A 15,824-nucleotide genomic window follows, 5' to 3' on the forward strand; every position below is an offset into this window, starting at 1 on the left:
CTAGCGGAAGGCGTTACGAGCGCAACCGGTTCAGTCTATAAGGGTTAACTGTCACCCTCGAACAGGCTCGTGACCGAGCCGTCGTTGAAGATCTCCGTGATGGCGCGTGCGATGAGCGGCGCGATGGACAGGACCGTCAGCTTGTCGAACCTGTTGGCCTGCGACAACGGCAGCGTGTTGGTGACGATGACCTCGGAGATCTTGGAGTTCTTCAGCCGGTCCACGGCCGGGTCGGAGAAGACCGCGTGGGTGGCGGCCACGATCACGTTGGTGGCGCCCTGCTCGTAGAGGGCGTCGGCGGCCTTGCAGATGGTGCCCGCGGTGTCGATCATGTCGTCGATCACCACGCACGTGCGGCCGTGTACCCGGCCGACCACCTCGTTGACCTTGACCTGGTTGGCCACGTCGAGGTCGCGGCGCTTGTGGATGAACGCCATCGGCGTGCCGAGCGTGTCGGCCCAGCGCTCCGACAGGCGGACGCGGCCGGTGTCGGGCGAGACGACGGTGGTGTTGGCGAGGTCGAGTTTGGTCTTGAGGTAGCTCTCCAGGACCGGCATGGCGAACAGGTGGTCCACCGGGCCGTCGAAGAAGCCCTGGATCTGCGAGGTGTGCAGGTCGATCGACATGAGCCGGTCGGCGCCCGCGGTCTTGAACATGTCGGCCATCAGCCGGGCCGTGATGGGCTCGCGGCCGCGGCCCTTCTTGTCCTGGCGGGCGTAGCCGAAGAACGGCATGACCACGGTGATGCGCTTGGCGGAGGCCCGCTTCAGCGCGTCGACCATGATGAGCTGCTCCATGATCCACTTGTTGATCGGGCCGGTGTGGCTCTGGATCACGAAGGCGTCGCAGCCGCGTACGGACTCCATGAACCGGACGTAGATCTCGCCGTTGGCGAAGTCGATCAGCTTGGTGGGGGTGAGGGAGACGCCGACGTGCCGGGCCACCTCCTCGGCCAGCTCGGGATGGGCCCGGCCGGAGAAGAGCATCAGGTTCTTCTCGCCCGGCTGTTTGATGCTGGTCACTGTTCCTTCTCCTGCTGCTCTTGCCGCGCCAGCGCCCGCTCGGCGGCCGCGGCCGACTTCGTGCCCGCGCGCCTGCGCAAGACCCATTTCTCGATGTTGCGCTGCCGCGCCCGCGCCACGCCGATCGCGCCCGGGGGCACCTCGTCGACGATCACCGAGCCGGCCGCCGTGTAGGCGCCGTCGTTGACCGTCACCGGGGCGACGAGCATGGTGTCGCAGCCGACGAACACGCCGTCGCCCACGGTGGTGTGATGTTTGTTGACCCCGTCGTAGTTGACGAAGACGGTGGCGGCGCCGATGTTGGCGTCCACGCCGATGGTGGCGTCGCCCGCGTAGGTCAGGTGCGGCACTTTGGAGCGGTCGCCGACCTTGGCGTTCTTCATCTCGACGAACGTGCCCGCCTTGGACTTGTGGCCGAGCACGGTGCCGGGCCGCAGGTAGGCGTAGGGGCCGACATTGGCCTCGGGGCCGATCTCGGCGCCGTCGCAGACGGCGTTGCGCACGACGGCCCGCTCGCCGACGCGGGTGCCGGTCAGCGTGGTGGCCGGGCCGACCTCGGCGCCGGTCTCGATGACGGTGTCGCCGTGCAGCTGGGTGCCGGGATGGATGACGACGTCGGGCGCGATCCGCACGCCCACGTCGATCCACGTGCTGGCCGGGTCGACGATCGTGACACCGGCCCGCATGTGGTCTTCCAGCAGGCGCCGGTTGAGCACCTTGCGGGCGGCGGCGAGCTGCACGCGGTCGTTGACGCCCTCGACCTCGACGTGGTCGGGGGCCACGCAGGCGCCGACCCGGTGGCCGTCGCCGCGCAGGATGGCCAGGACGTCGGTGAGGTATTCCTCGCCCTGGGCGTTGTCGGTGGACACGCGCTTGACGGCGTCGGCGAGCAGTTCGCCGTCGAAGGCGTAGATGCCGGAGTTCATCTCCCTGATGGCGCGCTGCTCGGGAGTGGCGTCCTTCTCCTCGACGATCTCGAGGACGGCGCCGCCCTCGTCGCGGATGATCCGCCCGTAGCCGGTCGGATCGGGCACCTCGGCGGTGAGCACGGTGACCGCGTTGCCGTCGGACTCGTGCCTTTCGAGCAGCGCGGCGAGGGTCTGGGTGCGCAGGAGCGGCACGTCGCCGTACGTGACCAGCACGGTGCCGGAGATCGTGCCGACCTCTTCGAGCACGGTGCGGACCGCGTGGCCGGTGCCGCGCTGCTCCCGCTGGACAACGGCGCGCGCGTCGGGGCTGGTGGCGGCCAGGTGGCCGCCGACCCGCTCGAGCGCGTGGCCGATGACGACGATGAGCCGCTCGGGACCGAGGTCGCGGGCGGCGGCGAGCATGTGGTCGACCAGCGCGCGACCGCACAGCTCGTGCAGGACTTTCGGGGTCTGGCTCTTCATCCGGGTGCCCTCGCCGGCGGCGAGGACGATGACGGCTGCCGGGCGCGGCACACTCACGGACTGAGGCTCCCTGTGACTGAACGGATCAGGGTGGAAGGTACGGTTCTTGTACGGCTACCGCACCGCTACCCTCCCGACACCGTGAGGATACCTGGCCCCACCCCGAACATTCTCGTCGGGGACAGCCTCAAGGCTCCCGGAAGAGGACTCGAACCCCTACAAAGTGGACCAAAACCACTTGTCCTGCCGATTAGACGATCCGGGACAGATCGGACAGGTGACGTCCGACACCCCCCTACGATACCGAGCCCGCACCCCGGCGCGCGCCCGTAATTCCCCCCAAGGCCGATCACCGCAGGTGACCGGCGTGGCGCGCCCTTAACAGACCAGCCCAAAAGCCGCAAGACGCGAATACCACCCACCTCACCGGGCAGAGCGTCACCTTCCCCACATCCACGGCTTAGGACTTCCTTACTTACGATGGCGTAGGTTACGGTTGCGTAGCCAGGACATTCATCCTCATACATGTCGTTGGAGGTCGCCCATGACCGTTCTCGCCGAGCGTTCCGCACCAACCCCGAAGCCCGAATACGAGCCCGAGCCGAAATCCCGCGCAGAACTGATCACCTTCGGTCTGGTCGTCGGACTGCCCCTGATCGCGATCGCCGCCGCCGTGCCGCTCGCCTGGGGATGGGGACTCGGCTGGACGGACATCGCGATCGCGTTCGTCTTCTACGTGGTCTCCGGGCTCGGCGTCACCGTGGGGCTGCATCGCTACTTCACGCACGGCTCGTTCAAGGCCAAGCGGCCGCTGAAGATCGCCATGGGCATCGCGGGCAGCCTGTCGCTGGAGATGTCCGTGCTCGACTGGGTGGCGACCCACCGCAAGCACCACAAGTTCTCCGACAAGGAGGGCGACCCGCACTCCCCGTGGCGCTTCGGCCCGGGCTTCAAGAACATGGCCAAGGGCCTGCTCTACGCCCACATGGGCTGGCTGTTCGAGAGCGAGCGCACCAACAGAGAGAAGTACGCGCCCGACCTGTGCAAGGACGAGGACGTGCTCAAGCTGCACAAGTGGTTCCCCACGCTGGCCATCACCTCGATCTTCCTGCCCGGCGTGCTCGGCCTGCTGCTCACCTGGTCCTGGCAGGGCGCGCTGACCGCGCTGTTCTGGGGCTCGCTCGTCCGCATCGGCCTCCTGCACCACGTGACCTGGTCGATCAACTCGATCTGCCACGTCTTCGGCGAGGAGGACTTCCAGGTGCGCGACAAGTCCCGCAACGTGTGGTGGCTGGCCATCCCGTCCTTCGGCGAATCGTGGCACAACCTGCACCACTCCGACCCGACGTGCGCCCGGCACGGCGCCCTCAAGGGCCAGATCGACCTGAGCGCCGGCCTCATCCGGATCTTCGAGAAGCTGGGCTGGGTGTACGACGTCCGGTGGCCGACGCCGGAGCGTCTGGCGGCGAAGCGCATTGCTTGACGTCAATGATCCGATGAGCGGTCATAGATCCGTGGCCGTCATTATGGAAACCGTGACCCAAGAACCCCGATCTCGCAGGCGTATGTCCGGTAGCGAGCGACGAGAGCAGCTGATCCGCATCAGTCGCACGCTCTTCGCCGAAAAGGGGTTCGACGGGACCTCCATCGAGGAAATCGCAGCTACCGCACAGGTGTCGAAACCCGTGGTATACGAGCATTTCGGTGGCAAAGAGGGCGTCTACGCGGTCGTCGTCGACCGCGAGATGCAAAAGCTCCTCAGCATGATCACCGAGGCCCTGTCGGCGGCCCATTCCCTCATCAAGCTGGAGCGCGCCGCGCTGGCGCTGCTGCAGTACATCGAGGAGAGCAGCGAGGGCTTCCGCATCCTGGTGCGCGACTCGCACGCCGCGTCGGGCACCGGCACGTTCGCGAGCCTGATCAGCGAGATCGCCAGCCAGGTCGAGGACGTCCTGGCCGACGAGTTCGCGGCTCGCGGCTACGACCCCAAACTCGCGCCGATGTACGCCCAGATGCTGGTCGGCATGGTGGCCCTGACCGGCCAGTGGTGGCTGGACGTACGCAAGCCGGGCCGTGAGGAGGTCGCCGCCCACCTGGTCAACCTGGCCTGGAACGGCCTCACCGGGCTCAACCCCAACCCGACGATCACCGCGATCAGCCGCGATCACGTCCCGGCCTCCGCTCTGCCCAAGCCCCGCGCCGGCGAGAAGGAACTGCGCGAGTTCGAGAAGGCGCGGGAGAAGGAGGCCAAGGAGGCGGAGAAGCTCCGCCAGCGCGAACTCAAGGAGGCCGAGAAGGCCAGGGTCCGCGAGCTCAAGGAGCGCGAGCGGCTGCTGAAGGAGGCGGAGAAGGTCAGGGAGCGCGAGGAGAAGATCCGCCAGCGGGAGGCCCGGCTGGCCGAGCGCGCCGCACGTCTCGAACAGGTAGATCAATCAGAGTGACGTCTTGAACAGCCACTCAGCCCCGATGACTATTGTGTTGAGCAGGGCTGACCGCCCGGAGTGAGCCGTTGCGGCTCCGTTAACGTTCTGTTCAATCAATCGGGGCAATATAGGCGATATGTCCGCAGAACCGTTCCAGTCCACCAACGATCTGCCACTGCCACAGGAGCGGTTCCTCAACCGCGAGGAGAGCTGGCTGCAGTTCAACGAGCGGGTGCTCGAACTGGCAGAAGACCCGACGCTTCCGCTGCTCGAGCGGGTGCGCTTTCTGGCGATCTTCGCCAGCAACCTCGACGAGTTCTTCCGCGTGCGGGTGGCGGGACTCAAACGACGCATGGCGACAGGCCTGCTGCTGCGGACCAAGAGCGGGCTCAAGCCGCGCGAGGAGCTCGTCAGGATCGCCACGATCGCCGACGACCTGGCCAAGCGGCACGCCGCCGTGTTCCACGACAAGATCTGCCCTGAGCTGGCGGGTGAGGGCGTCCAGATCGCCCGCTGGGACGACCTGGGCCGCGAGGAGCGCACCGAGCTGCGCAAGCTGTTCAGGGAGCGGATCAGGCCGGTCCTGACGCCGCTGGCCGTGGACCCCGCACACCCGTTTCCCTACATCTCCGGGCTCAGCCTGAACCTGGCCGTCCTGGTGCGCAATCCGGCGACCGACCACACGGTCTTCGCCCGGGTCAAGGTCCCTTCGCAGCTGCCCCGGTTCATCCAGGCGTCCAAGGACCGGTTCGTCCCCCTCGAAGACGTGATCGCGGCCCACCTGGGGCAGCTCTTCAAGGGCATGGAGATCCTCCAGCACCACGTCTTCCGCGTCACCAGGAACGAGGACCTCGACGTCGACGAGGACGTCACCGAGAACCTCATGCAGGCCCTGGAGAAGGAGCTGCTCAAGAGGCGTTTCGGCCCGCCCGTGCGGCTGGAGGTCGAGGACACGATCACCCCCGAGGTGCTGGCTCCGCTCGTGGAGGAGCTGGAGCTGGCGCCGCACGAGGTCTACCGCCTGCCCGGGCCGCTCGACCTGTCCGGCCTGCACGCGATCGCCGACATCGAGCGCGGAGAGCTCAGCTACCGCCCTTTCGTCCCGGCGGAGGTGATGAGCGGCGAGGACGACATCTTCTCGATCCTGCGCGAGCGCGACGTGCTGCTGCACCACCCGTACGACTCGTTCGCCACCAGCGTGCAGCGCTTCATCGAGGAGGCCGCTGAAGATCCCAGGGTGCTGGCGATCAAGCAGACCCTCTACCGGACCAGCGGCGACTCCCCCATCGTCAACGCCCTGATCGACGCGGCCGAGGCCGGCAAGCAGGTCGTGGTGGTCGTGGAGATCAAGGCCCGCTTCGACGAGCACGCCAACATCTCCTGGGCCAGGAAGCTGGAGCGCGCCGGATGCCACGTCGTCTACGGCGTGGTGGGCCTGAAGACCCACTGCAAACTGGCCCTGGTCGTCCGCCAGGAGCCCTCGGGCGAGCTGCGCCGCTACTGCCACATCGGCACCGGCAACTACAACCCCAAGACCGCCCGCCAGTACGAGGACTTCGGCCTGCTCACGGCCGACCCGCTGGTCGGCGAGGACGTCACGGACCTGTTCATCCACCTGACCGGCTACTCCAACCACTCCGCCTACCGCAGGCTGCTGGTCGCGCCCCACTCCATGCGCAGCGGGCTGCTGGCCAGGATCGAGCGGGAGATCGCCCACCAGCAGGCCGGCCGGCCCGCCCGCATCCGGATCAAGACCAACTCGCTGGTGGACGAGCCGCTCATCGACGCGCTCTACCGGGCGTCCCGCGCCGGCGTCCCGGTGGACCTGTGGGTACGCGGCATCTGCCTCCTCAGACCGGGGATTCCGGACCTGTCCGAGAACATCCGCGTGCGCTCGATCCTGGGACGTTTCCTCGAGCACTCCCGCGTGTACGAGTTCGGCCTGGGCCGGCGGCCCGAGATCTGGATCGGCAGCGCCGACCTCATGCGCAGGAACCTCGACCGCCGCGTCGAGGCCCTGGTCAAGGTGACCTCGCAGCAGCACAAGGCCTATCTCATCGAGCTGATGGACCAGGCCATGGCCGAGACCACGAACGCGTGGTGGCTCGACTCCGATGGCAAGTGGACCCGCCATCACGGCGATGACCTGCAGAGTCATCTCATCAGTACGCGCCGCTGGAGGACCGTTGATGACTGACCTGCTCCGCGCGGCCGGAGCCGTGGTCTGGAGGGGCGAGGCGAGCCGCCCCGAGGTAGCCGTCATCCACCGCCCCGCCTACGACGACTGGACCTTCCCCAAGGGCAAGCTCAAGACCGGGGAACACGTGATCGCCGCCGCCCTCCGCGAGGTACGCGAGGAGACCGGCCTGACGGTCGCGCTCGGCCGCGCCCTGCCGCCCGTCCACTACATCAGCCGGGGCCGGCTCAAGCGCGTCGACTACTGGACGGCCCAGGCCGTCGCCGACGCCGGGTTCGCCCCCAACGAGGAGGTGGACGAGCTGCGCTGGCTGCCGCTGGACGAGGCGAAGGCGTTACTCACCTACGAATGGGACGCGGGGCTCTTGCGGGCCCTGGCGGTGGCGCCGCTGCAGACCGTGCCCCTCGTCCTCATCCGGCACGGCTCGGCCGGCTCCAGGAGCGAGTGGACGGGCGACGACGCCCAGCGCCCGCTGGACACCGTCGGCGAGTCCCAGGCGGCCGCACTGGCCACCGCGCTGCCGGCCTACCGGCCCCAGCTGCTGCTCAGCTCGCCCACCGCCCGCTGCGTGCAGACGCTGGAGCCGTACGGGGCCGAGATCAAGCTCGAGCCCCTGCTCACCGAGGAGAGCCAGGACCCGCACAAGACGCCCGAACTCGTGCGGGAGATCGGCGTGCCGGCGGCGGTGTGCAGTCACGGCAAGGTGCTGCCCGGGTTGATCCACGCGCTCAGCGGCAAGGACGTCCACCTGCGCAAGGGCGCGTTCGCCGTGCTGCACAGGGCCGGCGAGCACGTCGTCAGCGTCGAGCGCTACGCCGCCTGACCGGCGTCCCGCGCGCGTCGCGTGGCGTCAGGAGAGGGGGGCCACGCGGGCGAGGCGATGGGCGAGCGAGCCGAGATCTTCCACGAGGGCTTCCCGGAGCTGGGTGGTGAACCGCACGGTCAGCAAGGTAGCGCTGACCGCGATGGGCGTGGCGCGGCTGCCCGGCAGGGCGACGCCCACGCAGGTGATGCCTTCGGTGTTCTCCTCGTCGTCGACGGAGTAGCCGCGCTCGCGCGTGCTCTCAAGGTCACGGCGCAAAGAGTCCATGGTCCGGTGGGAGCGGGGGGTGAACGCCGGCAGCTCATCCACGTGGGCCAGGCGCCGCTCCAGCTCGTCCGCGGGAAGGGAGGCGAGCATGGCCTTGCCGAGCGCGGTGACCACGGCGGGCATGCGCCGCCCGATGTCGCTCGCCAACCGGACGGGCTGGCTGCCGTCGTGCCTGGCGAGGTAGACGACCTCGAGGTCGTCGAGCGTGGCCAGGAGCAGCGTCTCTTGTGACGCCACGGGCAGCGCGGCGGCCGCCGTGCGGAACTCGCCGAGCATGTCGGTGCCGGCGAGGAAACCCTGGCCGAGCTCGAGCACCTTGTAGTCCAGTGCCCAGCGGCCGTCGATGCGGCGGATCATGTGGCTGTCCTCCAGCGCCGCGCAGAGATTCGCGACGGTGGACTTCGCCAGATCGAGCGCCCTCGCCAGCTCGGTCACGGACAACGGCCGCCTGCTCTTGGACAGGATCTCCAGCACGGCGACCGCCCTGGTCACCGCAGGGGAGCGGCTTTCGACCGAGCGCAGCGAACGCTCCTCGGGCTGCTCCGCCAGAGAGGCGCCGACGGCCTGGATCATGAGGGCTCCTCTTGTCATTACGCAGTGCTCCCATACTACGGAGCCCGGCCCAGGCCGCGGTACGTCTGTACAGCTTTTGGAACGATGTTCCGTCAGCGTGACAGGCGAGGTCAGCGACCCGGCCGGTCCTGGGTTCCGGGCAGCGGGGTCGGCGCGGCCTCGCCGCGGAGGACGGCCTCGATGTTGCGGGCCGCGAGGTCGGTCATCGCCGCGCGCGTCGCCTCGGTCGCCGAGCCCACGTGCGGCAGCACCACCAGGCGCGGCTCGGCGAACAGCGGATCGGCGGGATCCGTACGCGGCTCGTCGGTCATCACATCGAGTCCCGCCGAGTGCAGCTCGCCTCGGCGCAGGGCCGACAGCAACGCGTCCTCGTCGACGATCCCGCCCCGGGCGGTGTTGACCAGAGTCGCCGTCGGCTTCATCCGGGCCAGCTCCGCGCGGCCGATCATGCCCACGGTTTCCGGGGTCAGGGGCGTGTGGATCGAGACCACGTCGCTGGTCGACAGCAGCTCGTCGAAGGGGACCCAGCGAGACAGCGCGGCGTCCTCCTTCCGTCTCGGGTGATGGTGCTGCACGCGCATGCCGAATCCGGCCGCCCGGCGAGCCAGGGCGCGGGCGATCTGGCCGTAGCCGATCAGCCCGAGGGTCGCGCCGTGGACGTCCAGGCCGAAGAACTCGTTCACGACGGTCGAGCCCCACTCGCCGCGGCGCATGGCGTCCATGCCGGCGACCAGGCGGCGCCGCGCCATCAGGATCAGTGCCATGGCCACGTCGGCGGTGGTGTCGGCGAGCACGTCCGGCGTGTGCGTGACGACGACACCACGCTCGCCGGCCGCGGCCACGTCGACGCTGTCATAGCCCATCGACGCCAGCGCCACCACGCGCAACCGCGGCCCGGCCGCGTCCAGGAACTCGGCTCCGATCCGGTCGTTGCCGACGGCGAGCAGGGCGTCGCAGCCGTGGGCCAGTTCGGCGAGCTCGGCGGGGACGGGCGGCGCCGTTCCCGGCCACACGGTGACGTCGAAGCGGGTGGCCAGCCGGGCGACGGCGTCTCCCGGGAGGTCGGCGCGGGAGACCGCGACGCGTGGGCGAGGTGCGGGCGTGCCGGACATGCTGTGCTCCGTTTCATCGAATTCTTCAGACCTACACCAGGCGTACCCGACCGGCGGGCGGCATGGTCACGCCGCGCCGGAGGCGGCGAAGTCGAGCAGGACCTTGCAGGAGCGGGCCGGATCGGCCGCCAGCTCGAACGCCTCGCCCGCCTGCGCCGCCGGAAGCACCGAGGTGATCACCGGATCGACGGGGAGGCGGCCGTCGGCCAGTGCCTGGAGCACCTCACCGAGCTCGGTGTCGAAGCGGAAGGAGCCGACGAGCCGCAGCTCCCGTGTGATCATGGCGTTGGCGGGGAGTGGCGTATCTCCCGGCGGCAGCAGGCCGAGGCCCACCACGGTGGCGCCCCGGTCCACGCCGAACACACAGGTGCGCAGCCCTGCGGACGTGCCGGAGGACTCGATGGCGAGGTCCGCCGCCAGGTCCTCGGTCTGGCTGGGATCCGCGGCCCCGCCGACGCGGATGACCGAGGTGGCGCCCACCGCCTCGGCGACGGCCAGCGGCGCCTCGAACACGTCCGTCACGACGATCTCGCCGGCACCGGACGCCCGCAGCGCCGCGACCACCAGGCAGCCGATGGGGCCCGCGCCGGTCACGAGCACCCGTTTGCCCCGTACGTCGCCCGCCTGCCGCACGGCGTGCCAGGCCACCGCCGCCGGCTCGGCCACGGCGGCCAGCCTGAGGTCCAGGCCCTCCGGGAGCGGCAGCACCCGCTCGGCGGGCACCACGAGGACGTCGGCGAAGCCGCCCTGCACGTGGGGGAAGCGGGCGGCGCTGCCGAGGTAGCCGGTGTCCAGGCAGGTGTTGCGCCGTCCGGCGCGGCACTGCCGGCATTTCCCGCACGACACCAGTGGGTGCACGGCCACCGGGGTTCCCGGTGCAACCGGCGTGCCGGGGCCGGACGTACGCACCCGGCCGACGATCTCGTGGCCGAGGATCAGCGGCTCGCGCAAGCGGAACTCGCCGACCGCGCCGTGCCGCCAGTAATGCAGGTCGGAGCCGCAGATGCCGCCGTACCTGATGTCCACCGCCACCTCGCCCGGTCCGGGCACCGGGATGGGGCGCTCTTCCAGGCGCAGGTCTCCCGCGCCGTGGGCCGCCACCGCGCGCATGGCCGGCCGCGTCGTCGTCGACGTCATGTCTTGTCCCACCCTTCCTCAGATGACCGCGGTGAGCCCGCCGTCGACGGCGATGACCTGGCCGTTGACGAAATCCGACGCCGGTGCCGCGAGCCACACGAGCGTTCCGACGAGATCCTCGACGGACGCCCAGCGCCCGGCCGGGGTGCGGCCCCGGATCCAGGCGTCGAAGGCGGGATCGTCGACGAGCGGGCGGGTCAGCTCGGTGATCACGTATCCGGGGGCGAGCCCGTTGACCGTCACTCCGGAGCCCGCCCATTCCGCGCACATGCCCTTGGTCAGCATCGCCAGGCCGCCCTTGGACGCGGAGTAGGCCGCGATGCCGGGCCGGGCGAGCCAGGTCTGCACGGAGCAGATGTTGACGATCTTTCCGTAGCCGCGCTCGATCATGCCCGCGGCGACCGCGCGTCCGACGAGGAAGGCACTGGTCAGGTTGGTGTGGACGACTCTTTCGAAGGTCTCCGCCGGCACCTGGAGCAGCGGCTCGCGGTGCTGGATCCCGGTGTTGTTGACCAGGATGTCGACGGGGCCGATCCGGCTCTCGAGCTCCCGGACCGCCCGCCGCACGGCCTCCGGATCGGTGACGTCGAAGGGCATCGCGTGGGCTCTCGCCCCGGTGCGTCCGGACAGTCTCTCCCGTGCGCGCTCCAGCGCCTCGGGGTCGCGGCCGTTGAGCACGATCTCGGCGCCCGCCTCGGCCAGCCCGGTGGCCAGGGCCTCCCCGATGCCCTTGCTGGACCCCGTCACCAGGGCCCGGCGCCCGGACAGGTCGAACAACGTGGAGCCTCTCATGAGCCGGCCTCCGTAGGGCAGTAGTAGTGCATCAGTGCGGCGTTGTCGGCGTCGCCGTGACCGGCGGCGGCCAGCCAGCGGTGCAGCTCGGCGACGGCGGAGGTGACCGGCAGCGGCACTCCGGCCGAGCGCGCGTAGTCGCGGGCGGCCTCCAGGTCCTTGACCATGTTGCTCAGCCGTCCGGTCGGTGAGAGATCGAATTCGGCGAACTTCACGAAGAACTCCCGCAACAGCGCGGAATCGGCCCTGCCCCCGGAGAGCGCGGCGAGCACCTGCCGTGGCGGCAGCCCGGCCGCCCGCACCAGCGCGGCGGCCTCGGCGAGCGCGGCGAACCCGCAACCGACCAACACCTGGTTGACGGACTTCGCCAGTTGCCCGGAGCCAGCCGGGCCCAGGCGGGTCAGCCGGGAGGCGAGGTCTTCCAGCACGGGCAGGGCCCGCTCCACGTGTTCCTCGTCGCCGCCGAGCATCAGGGTCAGCTCTCCGCGCGCGGCTCCCGGCGCCCCGCCGGACAGCGGCGCGTCCACCCAGCCGGCGCCGAGCTCCGCGGCGCGCCGGGCGAACTCGCGCGTGCGCGCGGGGTCGATGCTGGACATGTCGATCACGAGTACGCCGTCGGGCGCTCCGGCGAGCACGCCCTCCGGCCCGAAGGCCACCTCCTCGACGATGTCGGCGGTGTTGAGGGAGAGGAGCACCACGGGCGACTCGGCGAGATGCGCCGGCGACGGCGCCGCGAGCGCCCCTTCCGAAGAGAGCTCGGCGACGGCGTCGGGCCTGATGTCGTAGACCCGCACCGGCCGCCCCTGCTTCATCAGCCGGCGGGCGATGGCCGCGCCCATGACGCCGAGCCCGGCGATCCCCACCTCTATGTGCTCCTCCATGCGCCCTCCAGGCCCATATTCTGTCCTCTTGTCAGCATATTGAACTCTCTTCGCTGGCAGCCTGCAAGGTCGAGCTCCCGGCGACAGGCGGTCGTTGGCCTATTTGAACAGGTGTAATGCCCGCCAGGGACAGCACTCGCGGGGCTCGTCGCAGGAAACAAGATGTGTTCAGAATATTGGCTTGCGTGCTGCTTCCTGTTACGGTCACCCTCATCCGCAGATGAACTGCGTGTTACCTCCTCCGTGAGACGGAAGGCTGCATCCCCCATGCAGGTGCCTACCTCGACAACCCAGACCACCGGCGGCGACAGCACCCCCGCGCCCCCCGGACTGCGCCGCGCACTCTTGACCAGCTCGGTGGGCAGCGCCCTCGAGTACTACGACTTCGCCATCTACGGCCTCGCCTCGGCCCTGGTGTTCCAGCACTTGTTCTTCCCCGGGCTCGGCTCGGCGGTCGGGCTGGTGGCGATCTTCGCCACGTACGCGGTCGGCTTCGTCGCCCGTCCGCTCGGCGGGCTGTTCTTCGGGTCACTGGGCGACCGACACGGCCGGAAGACGGTGCTGGTCGTGACGGTCGCGCTGATGGGCGGCTCGTCGTTCGCCATCGGGCTGCTGCCCACCTATGAGACCGCGGGCGTGTGGAGTCCGATCCTGCTGATGATCCTGCGGGTGCTCCAGGGGTTCGGCGCCGGGGCCGAGCAGGCCGGCGCGTCGACGCTGATGGCCGAGTACGCCCCCAGCGCCCGCCGCGGCTACTACGCCGCACTTCCCTTCGTCGGGATCCAGATCGGCATGCTGGCCGCCACCGTCCTGTTCATCCCGCTCGCCAGGCTGGACCAGGATCTGTTGTTCGGATGGGTCTGGCGGGTGCCGTTCCTGCTGAGCGCGGTGCTCATCGTGCTCGCGGTCTACATCCGGCGGCAGATGGACGAGAGCCCCACCTTCGAACAACTGTCGGAGTCCGGGGACGTGAGCAAGCGTCCGCTGCGGGACCTGTTCGCGCACAGCCGCCGCAACCTGTTCATCACCTTCGGGCTGCGGATGGCCGAGAACGGCACGTCCTATCTGTACTCGACGTTCAGCATCAGCTACGTGACCGCCGTCGTGGGGGTGTCCGCCTCGGTCGGCCCGCTCGCGGTGGCCTGCGCCTCACTCGCCGGCGTGGTCTCCATTCCCCTGTTCGGCATGCTGTCCGACCGGATCGGCCGGGTGCCGCTGTACCGCATGGCCGCGCTCTTCCAGGCCCTGTTCGCCGTTCCCGCCTTCGCGCTGCTGAGCACCGGAAACACCATTCTGATCTGCGTGGTCATCACCCTGGGCATCGGCGTCGGGGTGAACGGCATGCTGGGCTCGCAGTGCGCGCTGCTGGCCGAGTTGTTCGGCGCGCGGCACCGCTACACCGGTGTGGCGATCGGCCGGGAGTTCAGCGCGATCATCGCCGGTGGAGTGGCGCCCATGATCGGCGCCGCGCTCCTGCTGGCGTTCAGCAACTCCTGGTGGCCGCTGGCCGCGTACGTCGTGGTCCTTTCGCTGATCACCTTCGGCACCACCTTCCTCACGCCGGAGACTCGAGGCCGGGATCTCGCCGACCTCGCCGACGCCCGCTAGCCGGCGGACGCCCGCCCCAGTGACCCGCAGGCCCCGGACCCCGCCCCCGTGGCCTGCGGGCCTCGAGGGCGGGCGTCCGGACTGATCCCGAGCCGAACGGAGACGATGATGAAGGTCGCAGGCGAGATCGTGCTCGGGATCGACCTGGGCTCCACCACGACCAAGGTCGTCGCGGTGGACCGAGCGCATCAGCTGGTCCTGACGGTCGAGCGCCCGGCCCCGATGCGCACCGGGCGCGACGGCGAAGTCGTGCACGACCCCGGAGAGGTGCTCGCCGGGGTGTACGACGCGGTGCGCGAGAGCGGCGAAGTCTGCGCGCGACGCGGCCTCGCGGTGCGTGGGCTGTCCTTCAGCGCCGCCATGCACACGCTGCTCGCGCTCGGCACCTCCCACGATCCGCTGACTCCCGCGCTGAGCTGGGCCGACACCCGCTCGGCCGGCGTCGCCCGGCGCTTGCGCGCCGATGGAGGCGGCGCGCAGTTGCACCAGGCGACCGGCACTCCCGTGCATCCCATGTCGCCGCTCACCAAGCTCGCCTGGCTCCGCGAGCACGAGCCCGAGCTCTTCCGGCGTACGACCCGCTGGTGTGGACTGAAAGATCTCGTCCTGCTCCGGTTCACCGGCCGGCTGGTGACCGACCTCTCCTGTGCGTCGGGCATGGGGCTGCTGGACCTGCGGACCTCCCGATGGCACGGACCCGCGCTGGACGTCGCCGGAGTGTCCGGCGATCGGCTGCCGGAGCTCGTACCGCCCACCGAGGTATTGACGCTGCTTCCTGAGCCGGCCCACGCACTGGGGCTGCCCGCGGGGCTGCCCGTGATCGCCGGTGCCGGGGACGGCCCGCTGGCCAACCTCGCCGTAGGCGCCACCGTCCCGGGAATGGCGGCTCTGTCCCTCGGCACCAGCGGGGCCCTCCGGGTCGTACGCGACCGGCCGGGTGTGGACGAGCAGGGCCGCGTGTTCTGCTATTACCTCGCCGACGGGCTGTGGGTGCTCGGCGGCGCGGTCAGCAACGCCGGGGTGGTGGCCCAGTGGGCGGCCGAGTCGTTCGGCGGCGCCGACCTCGCCGATCTCCTCAAGGAGGCGGCCCAGGTGGAACCCGGCGCCGAGGGTCTGATCGGGCTGCCCCACCTGCTCGGCGAACGCGCCCCGTGGTGGGATCCGGACAGTCGGGGCGCCCTGGTCGGGCTACGGCGCGGACACGGCAGAGCGCATCTGACCAGGGCCATGATCGAGGGTGTCGGGCAGCAGCTCGCGCTGGTACGCGACTCGGTGGTCGCGGCCGGGTCGTCGATCACCGCGGTGCGGGCCACCGGCGGTGCGCTGCGCTCCCCGCTGTGGGCAGACGTCCTCGCCGCCGCGCTCGACATGCCGCTGGAGATCGCGGACGACGCCGCCGGCTCCGGCTTCGGCGCCGCACTGCTCGGCTGGCGTGCTCTCGGTGCCCTGCCCTCACTGACCTCCGCGACGTCCGAGGCGGGCTTCCGTACCCATCGCACCGTGAAGCCCGAACCCGTGGCCGCGCGGCGGATGGCCGCCACGCGGCCTCTCACCGAGCAGTTGTACCGGATGTTGCGCGAGCTGCCCTGGTAGCGCCG

The 15,824-nt window shown here is 70.0% G+C and carries 13 protein-coding genes and 1 tRNA gene; 6 read left to right on the top strand and 8 right to left on the bottom strand.

Annotation, left to right across the window (positions count from 1 at the left end; genetic code table 11):
- Positions 1 to 44: 44 nt before the first annotated feature.
- The 3 genes from ID574_RS31720 to ID574_RS31730 all read right to left on the bottom strand — a co-directional run bounded on the left by ID574_RS31720 (position 45) and on the right by ID574_RS31730 (position 2,678).
- Positions 45 to 1,022, bottom strand: a complete 978-nt coding sequence (locus ID574_RS31720; RefSeq protein WP_188192649.1) for a ribose-phosphate diphosphokinase — start codon at positions 1,020 to 1,022, stop codon at positions 45 to 47.
- The gene (gene glmU, locus ID574_RS31725; protein WP_188192650.1) at positions 1,019 to 2,470 is read right to left on the bottom strand and encodes a bifunctional UDP-N-acetylglucosamine diphosphorylase/glucosamine-1-phosphate N-acetyltransferase GlmU; all 1,452 of its coding nucleotides are present in this window, start codon (positions 2,468 to 2,470) and stop codon (positions 1,019 to 1,021) included. Before glmU ends, ID574_RS31720 begins: the two co-directional genes overlap by 4 nt.
- Positions 2,471 to 2,606: 136 nt before the next feature.
- Positions 2,607 to 2,678, bottom strand: a tRNA-Gln gene (locus ID574_RS31730).
- A gap of 279 nt (positions 2,679 to 2,957) precedes the next feature.
- On the opposite strand from ID574_RS31730, the gene ID574_RS31735 reads away from it, so the two are divergent.
- The 4 genes from ID574_RS31735 to ID574_RS31750 all read left to right on the top strand — a co-directional run bounded on the left by ID574_RS31735 (position 2,958) and on the right by ID574_RS31750 (position 7,856).
- A complete protein-coding gene (locus tag ID574_RS31735) occupies positions 2,958 to 3,896 on the top strand; it encodes an acyl-CoA desaturase (RefSeq protein ID WP_188192651.1) in 939 nt (312 codons plus the stop codon).
- An 82-nt stretch (positions 3,897 to 3,978) separates the two neighbouring features.
- Positions 3,979 to 4,854, top strand: coding sequence for a TetR/AcrR family transcriptional regulator (locus tag ID574_RS31740; protein ID WP_188192652.1), 876 nt, complete (start codon positions 3,979 to 3,981; stop codon positions 4,852 to 4,854).
- A 118-nt stretch (positions 4,855 to 4,972) separates the two neighbouring features.
- Positions 4,973 to 7,033, top strand: coding sequence for an RNA degradosome polyphosphate kinase (locus tag ID574_RS31745; protein ID WP_188192653.1), 2,061 nt, complete (start codon positions 4,973 to 4,975; stop codon positions 7,031 to 7,033).
- Positions 7,026 to 7,856: an NUDIX hydrolase gene (locus ID574_RS31750; protein WP_223167260.1), complete on the top strand. Its 831-nt coding sequence runs from the start codon at positions 7,026 to 7,028 to the stop codon at positions 7,854 to 7,856. Before ID574_RS31745 ends, ID574_RS31750 begins: the two co-directional genes overlap by 8 nt.
- Positions 7,857 to 7,883: 27 nt before the next feature.
- On the opposite strand, the gene ID574_RS31755 is transcribed toward ID574_RS31750, so the two are convergent.
- From ID574_RS31755 to ID574_RS31775, 5 genes are all read right to left on the bottom strand, one after another.
- Positions 7,884 to 8,696 carry an IclR family transcriptional regulator gene (locus ID574_RS31755; RefSeq protein WP_188192654.1) on the bottom strand — a complete coding sequence of 271 codons (813 nt, stop codon included), beginning with the start codon at positions 8,694 to 8,696 and terminating at the stop codon, positions 7,884 to 7,886.
- Positions 8,697 to 8,806: 110 nt separating this feature from the next.
- Positions 8,807 to 9,808, bottom strand: a complete 1,002-nt coding sequence (locus tag ID574_RS31760) for a 2-hydroxyacid dehydrogenase (protein ID WP_188192655.1) — start codon at positions 9,806 to 9,808, stop codon at positions 8,807 to 8,809.
- A 66-nt stretch (positions 9,809 to 9,874) separates the two neighbouring features.
- Positions 9,875 to 10,945 (bottom strand): L-idonate 5-dehydrogenase, encoded by a 1,071-nt coding sequence (locus ID574_RS31765; protein WP_188192656.1) that lies wholly within the window; start codon positions 10,943 to 10,945, stop codon positions 9,875 to 9,877.
- Positions 10,946 to 10,963: 18 nt separating this feature from the next.
- On the bottom strand, positions 10,964 to 11,737 hold the full coding sequence (locus ID574_RS31770) for an SDR family oxidoreductase (protein ID WP_188192657.1): 774 nt from the start codon (positions 11,735 to 11,737) through the stop codon (positions 10,964 to 10,966).
- Positions 11,734 to 12,618: an NAD(P)-dependent oxidoreductase gene (locus ID574_RS31775; protein ID WP_188192658.1), complete on the bottom strand. Its 885-nt coding sequence runs from the start codon at positions 12,616 to 12,618 to the stop codon at positions 11,734 to 11,736. Before ID574_RS31775 ends, ID574_RS31770 begins: the two co-directional genes overlap by 4 nt.
- Before the next feature lie 273 nt (positions 12,619 to 12,891).
- On the opposite strand from ID574_RS31775, the gene ID574_RS31780 reads away from it, so the two are divergent.
- The gene (locus ID574_RS31780) at positions 12,892 to 14,226 is read left to right on the top strand and encodes an MFS transporter (RefSeq protein ID WP_223167261.1); all 1,335 of its coding nucleotides are present in this window, start codon (positions 12,892 to 12,894) and stop codon (positions 14,224 to 14,226) included.
- A 105-nt stretch (positions 14,227 to 14,331) separates the two neighbouring features.
- Positions 14,332 to 15,819: a gluconokinase gene (locus tag ID574_RS31785; RefSeq protein WP_223167262.1), complete on the top strand. Its 1,488-nt coding sequence runs from the start codon at positions 14,332 to 14,334 to the stop codon at positions 15,817 to 15,819.
- Positions 15,820 to 15,824: the final 5 nt, after the last annotated feature.

The sequence above is a fragment of the Nonomuraea sp. SYSU D8015 genome (assembly GCF_008065375.1).
Taxonomy (GTDB): domain Bacteria; phylum Actinomycetota; class Actinomycetes; order Streptosporangiales; family Streptosporangiaceae; genus Nonomuraea.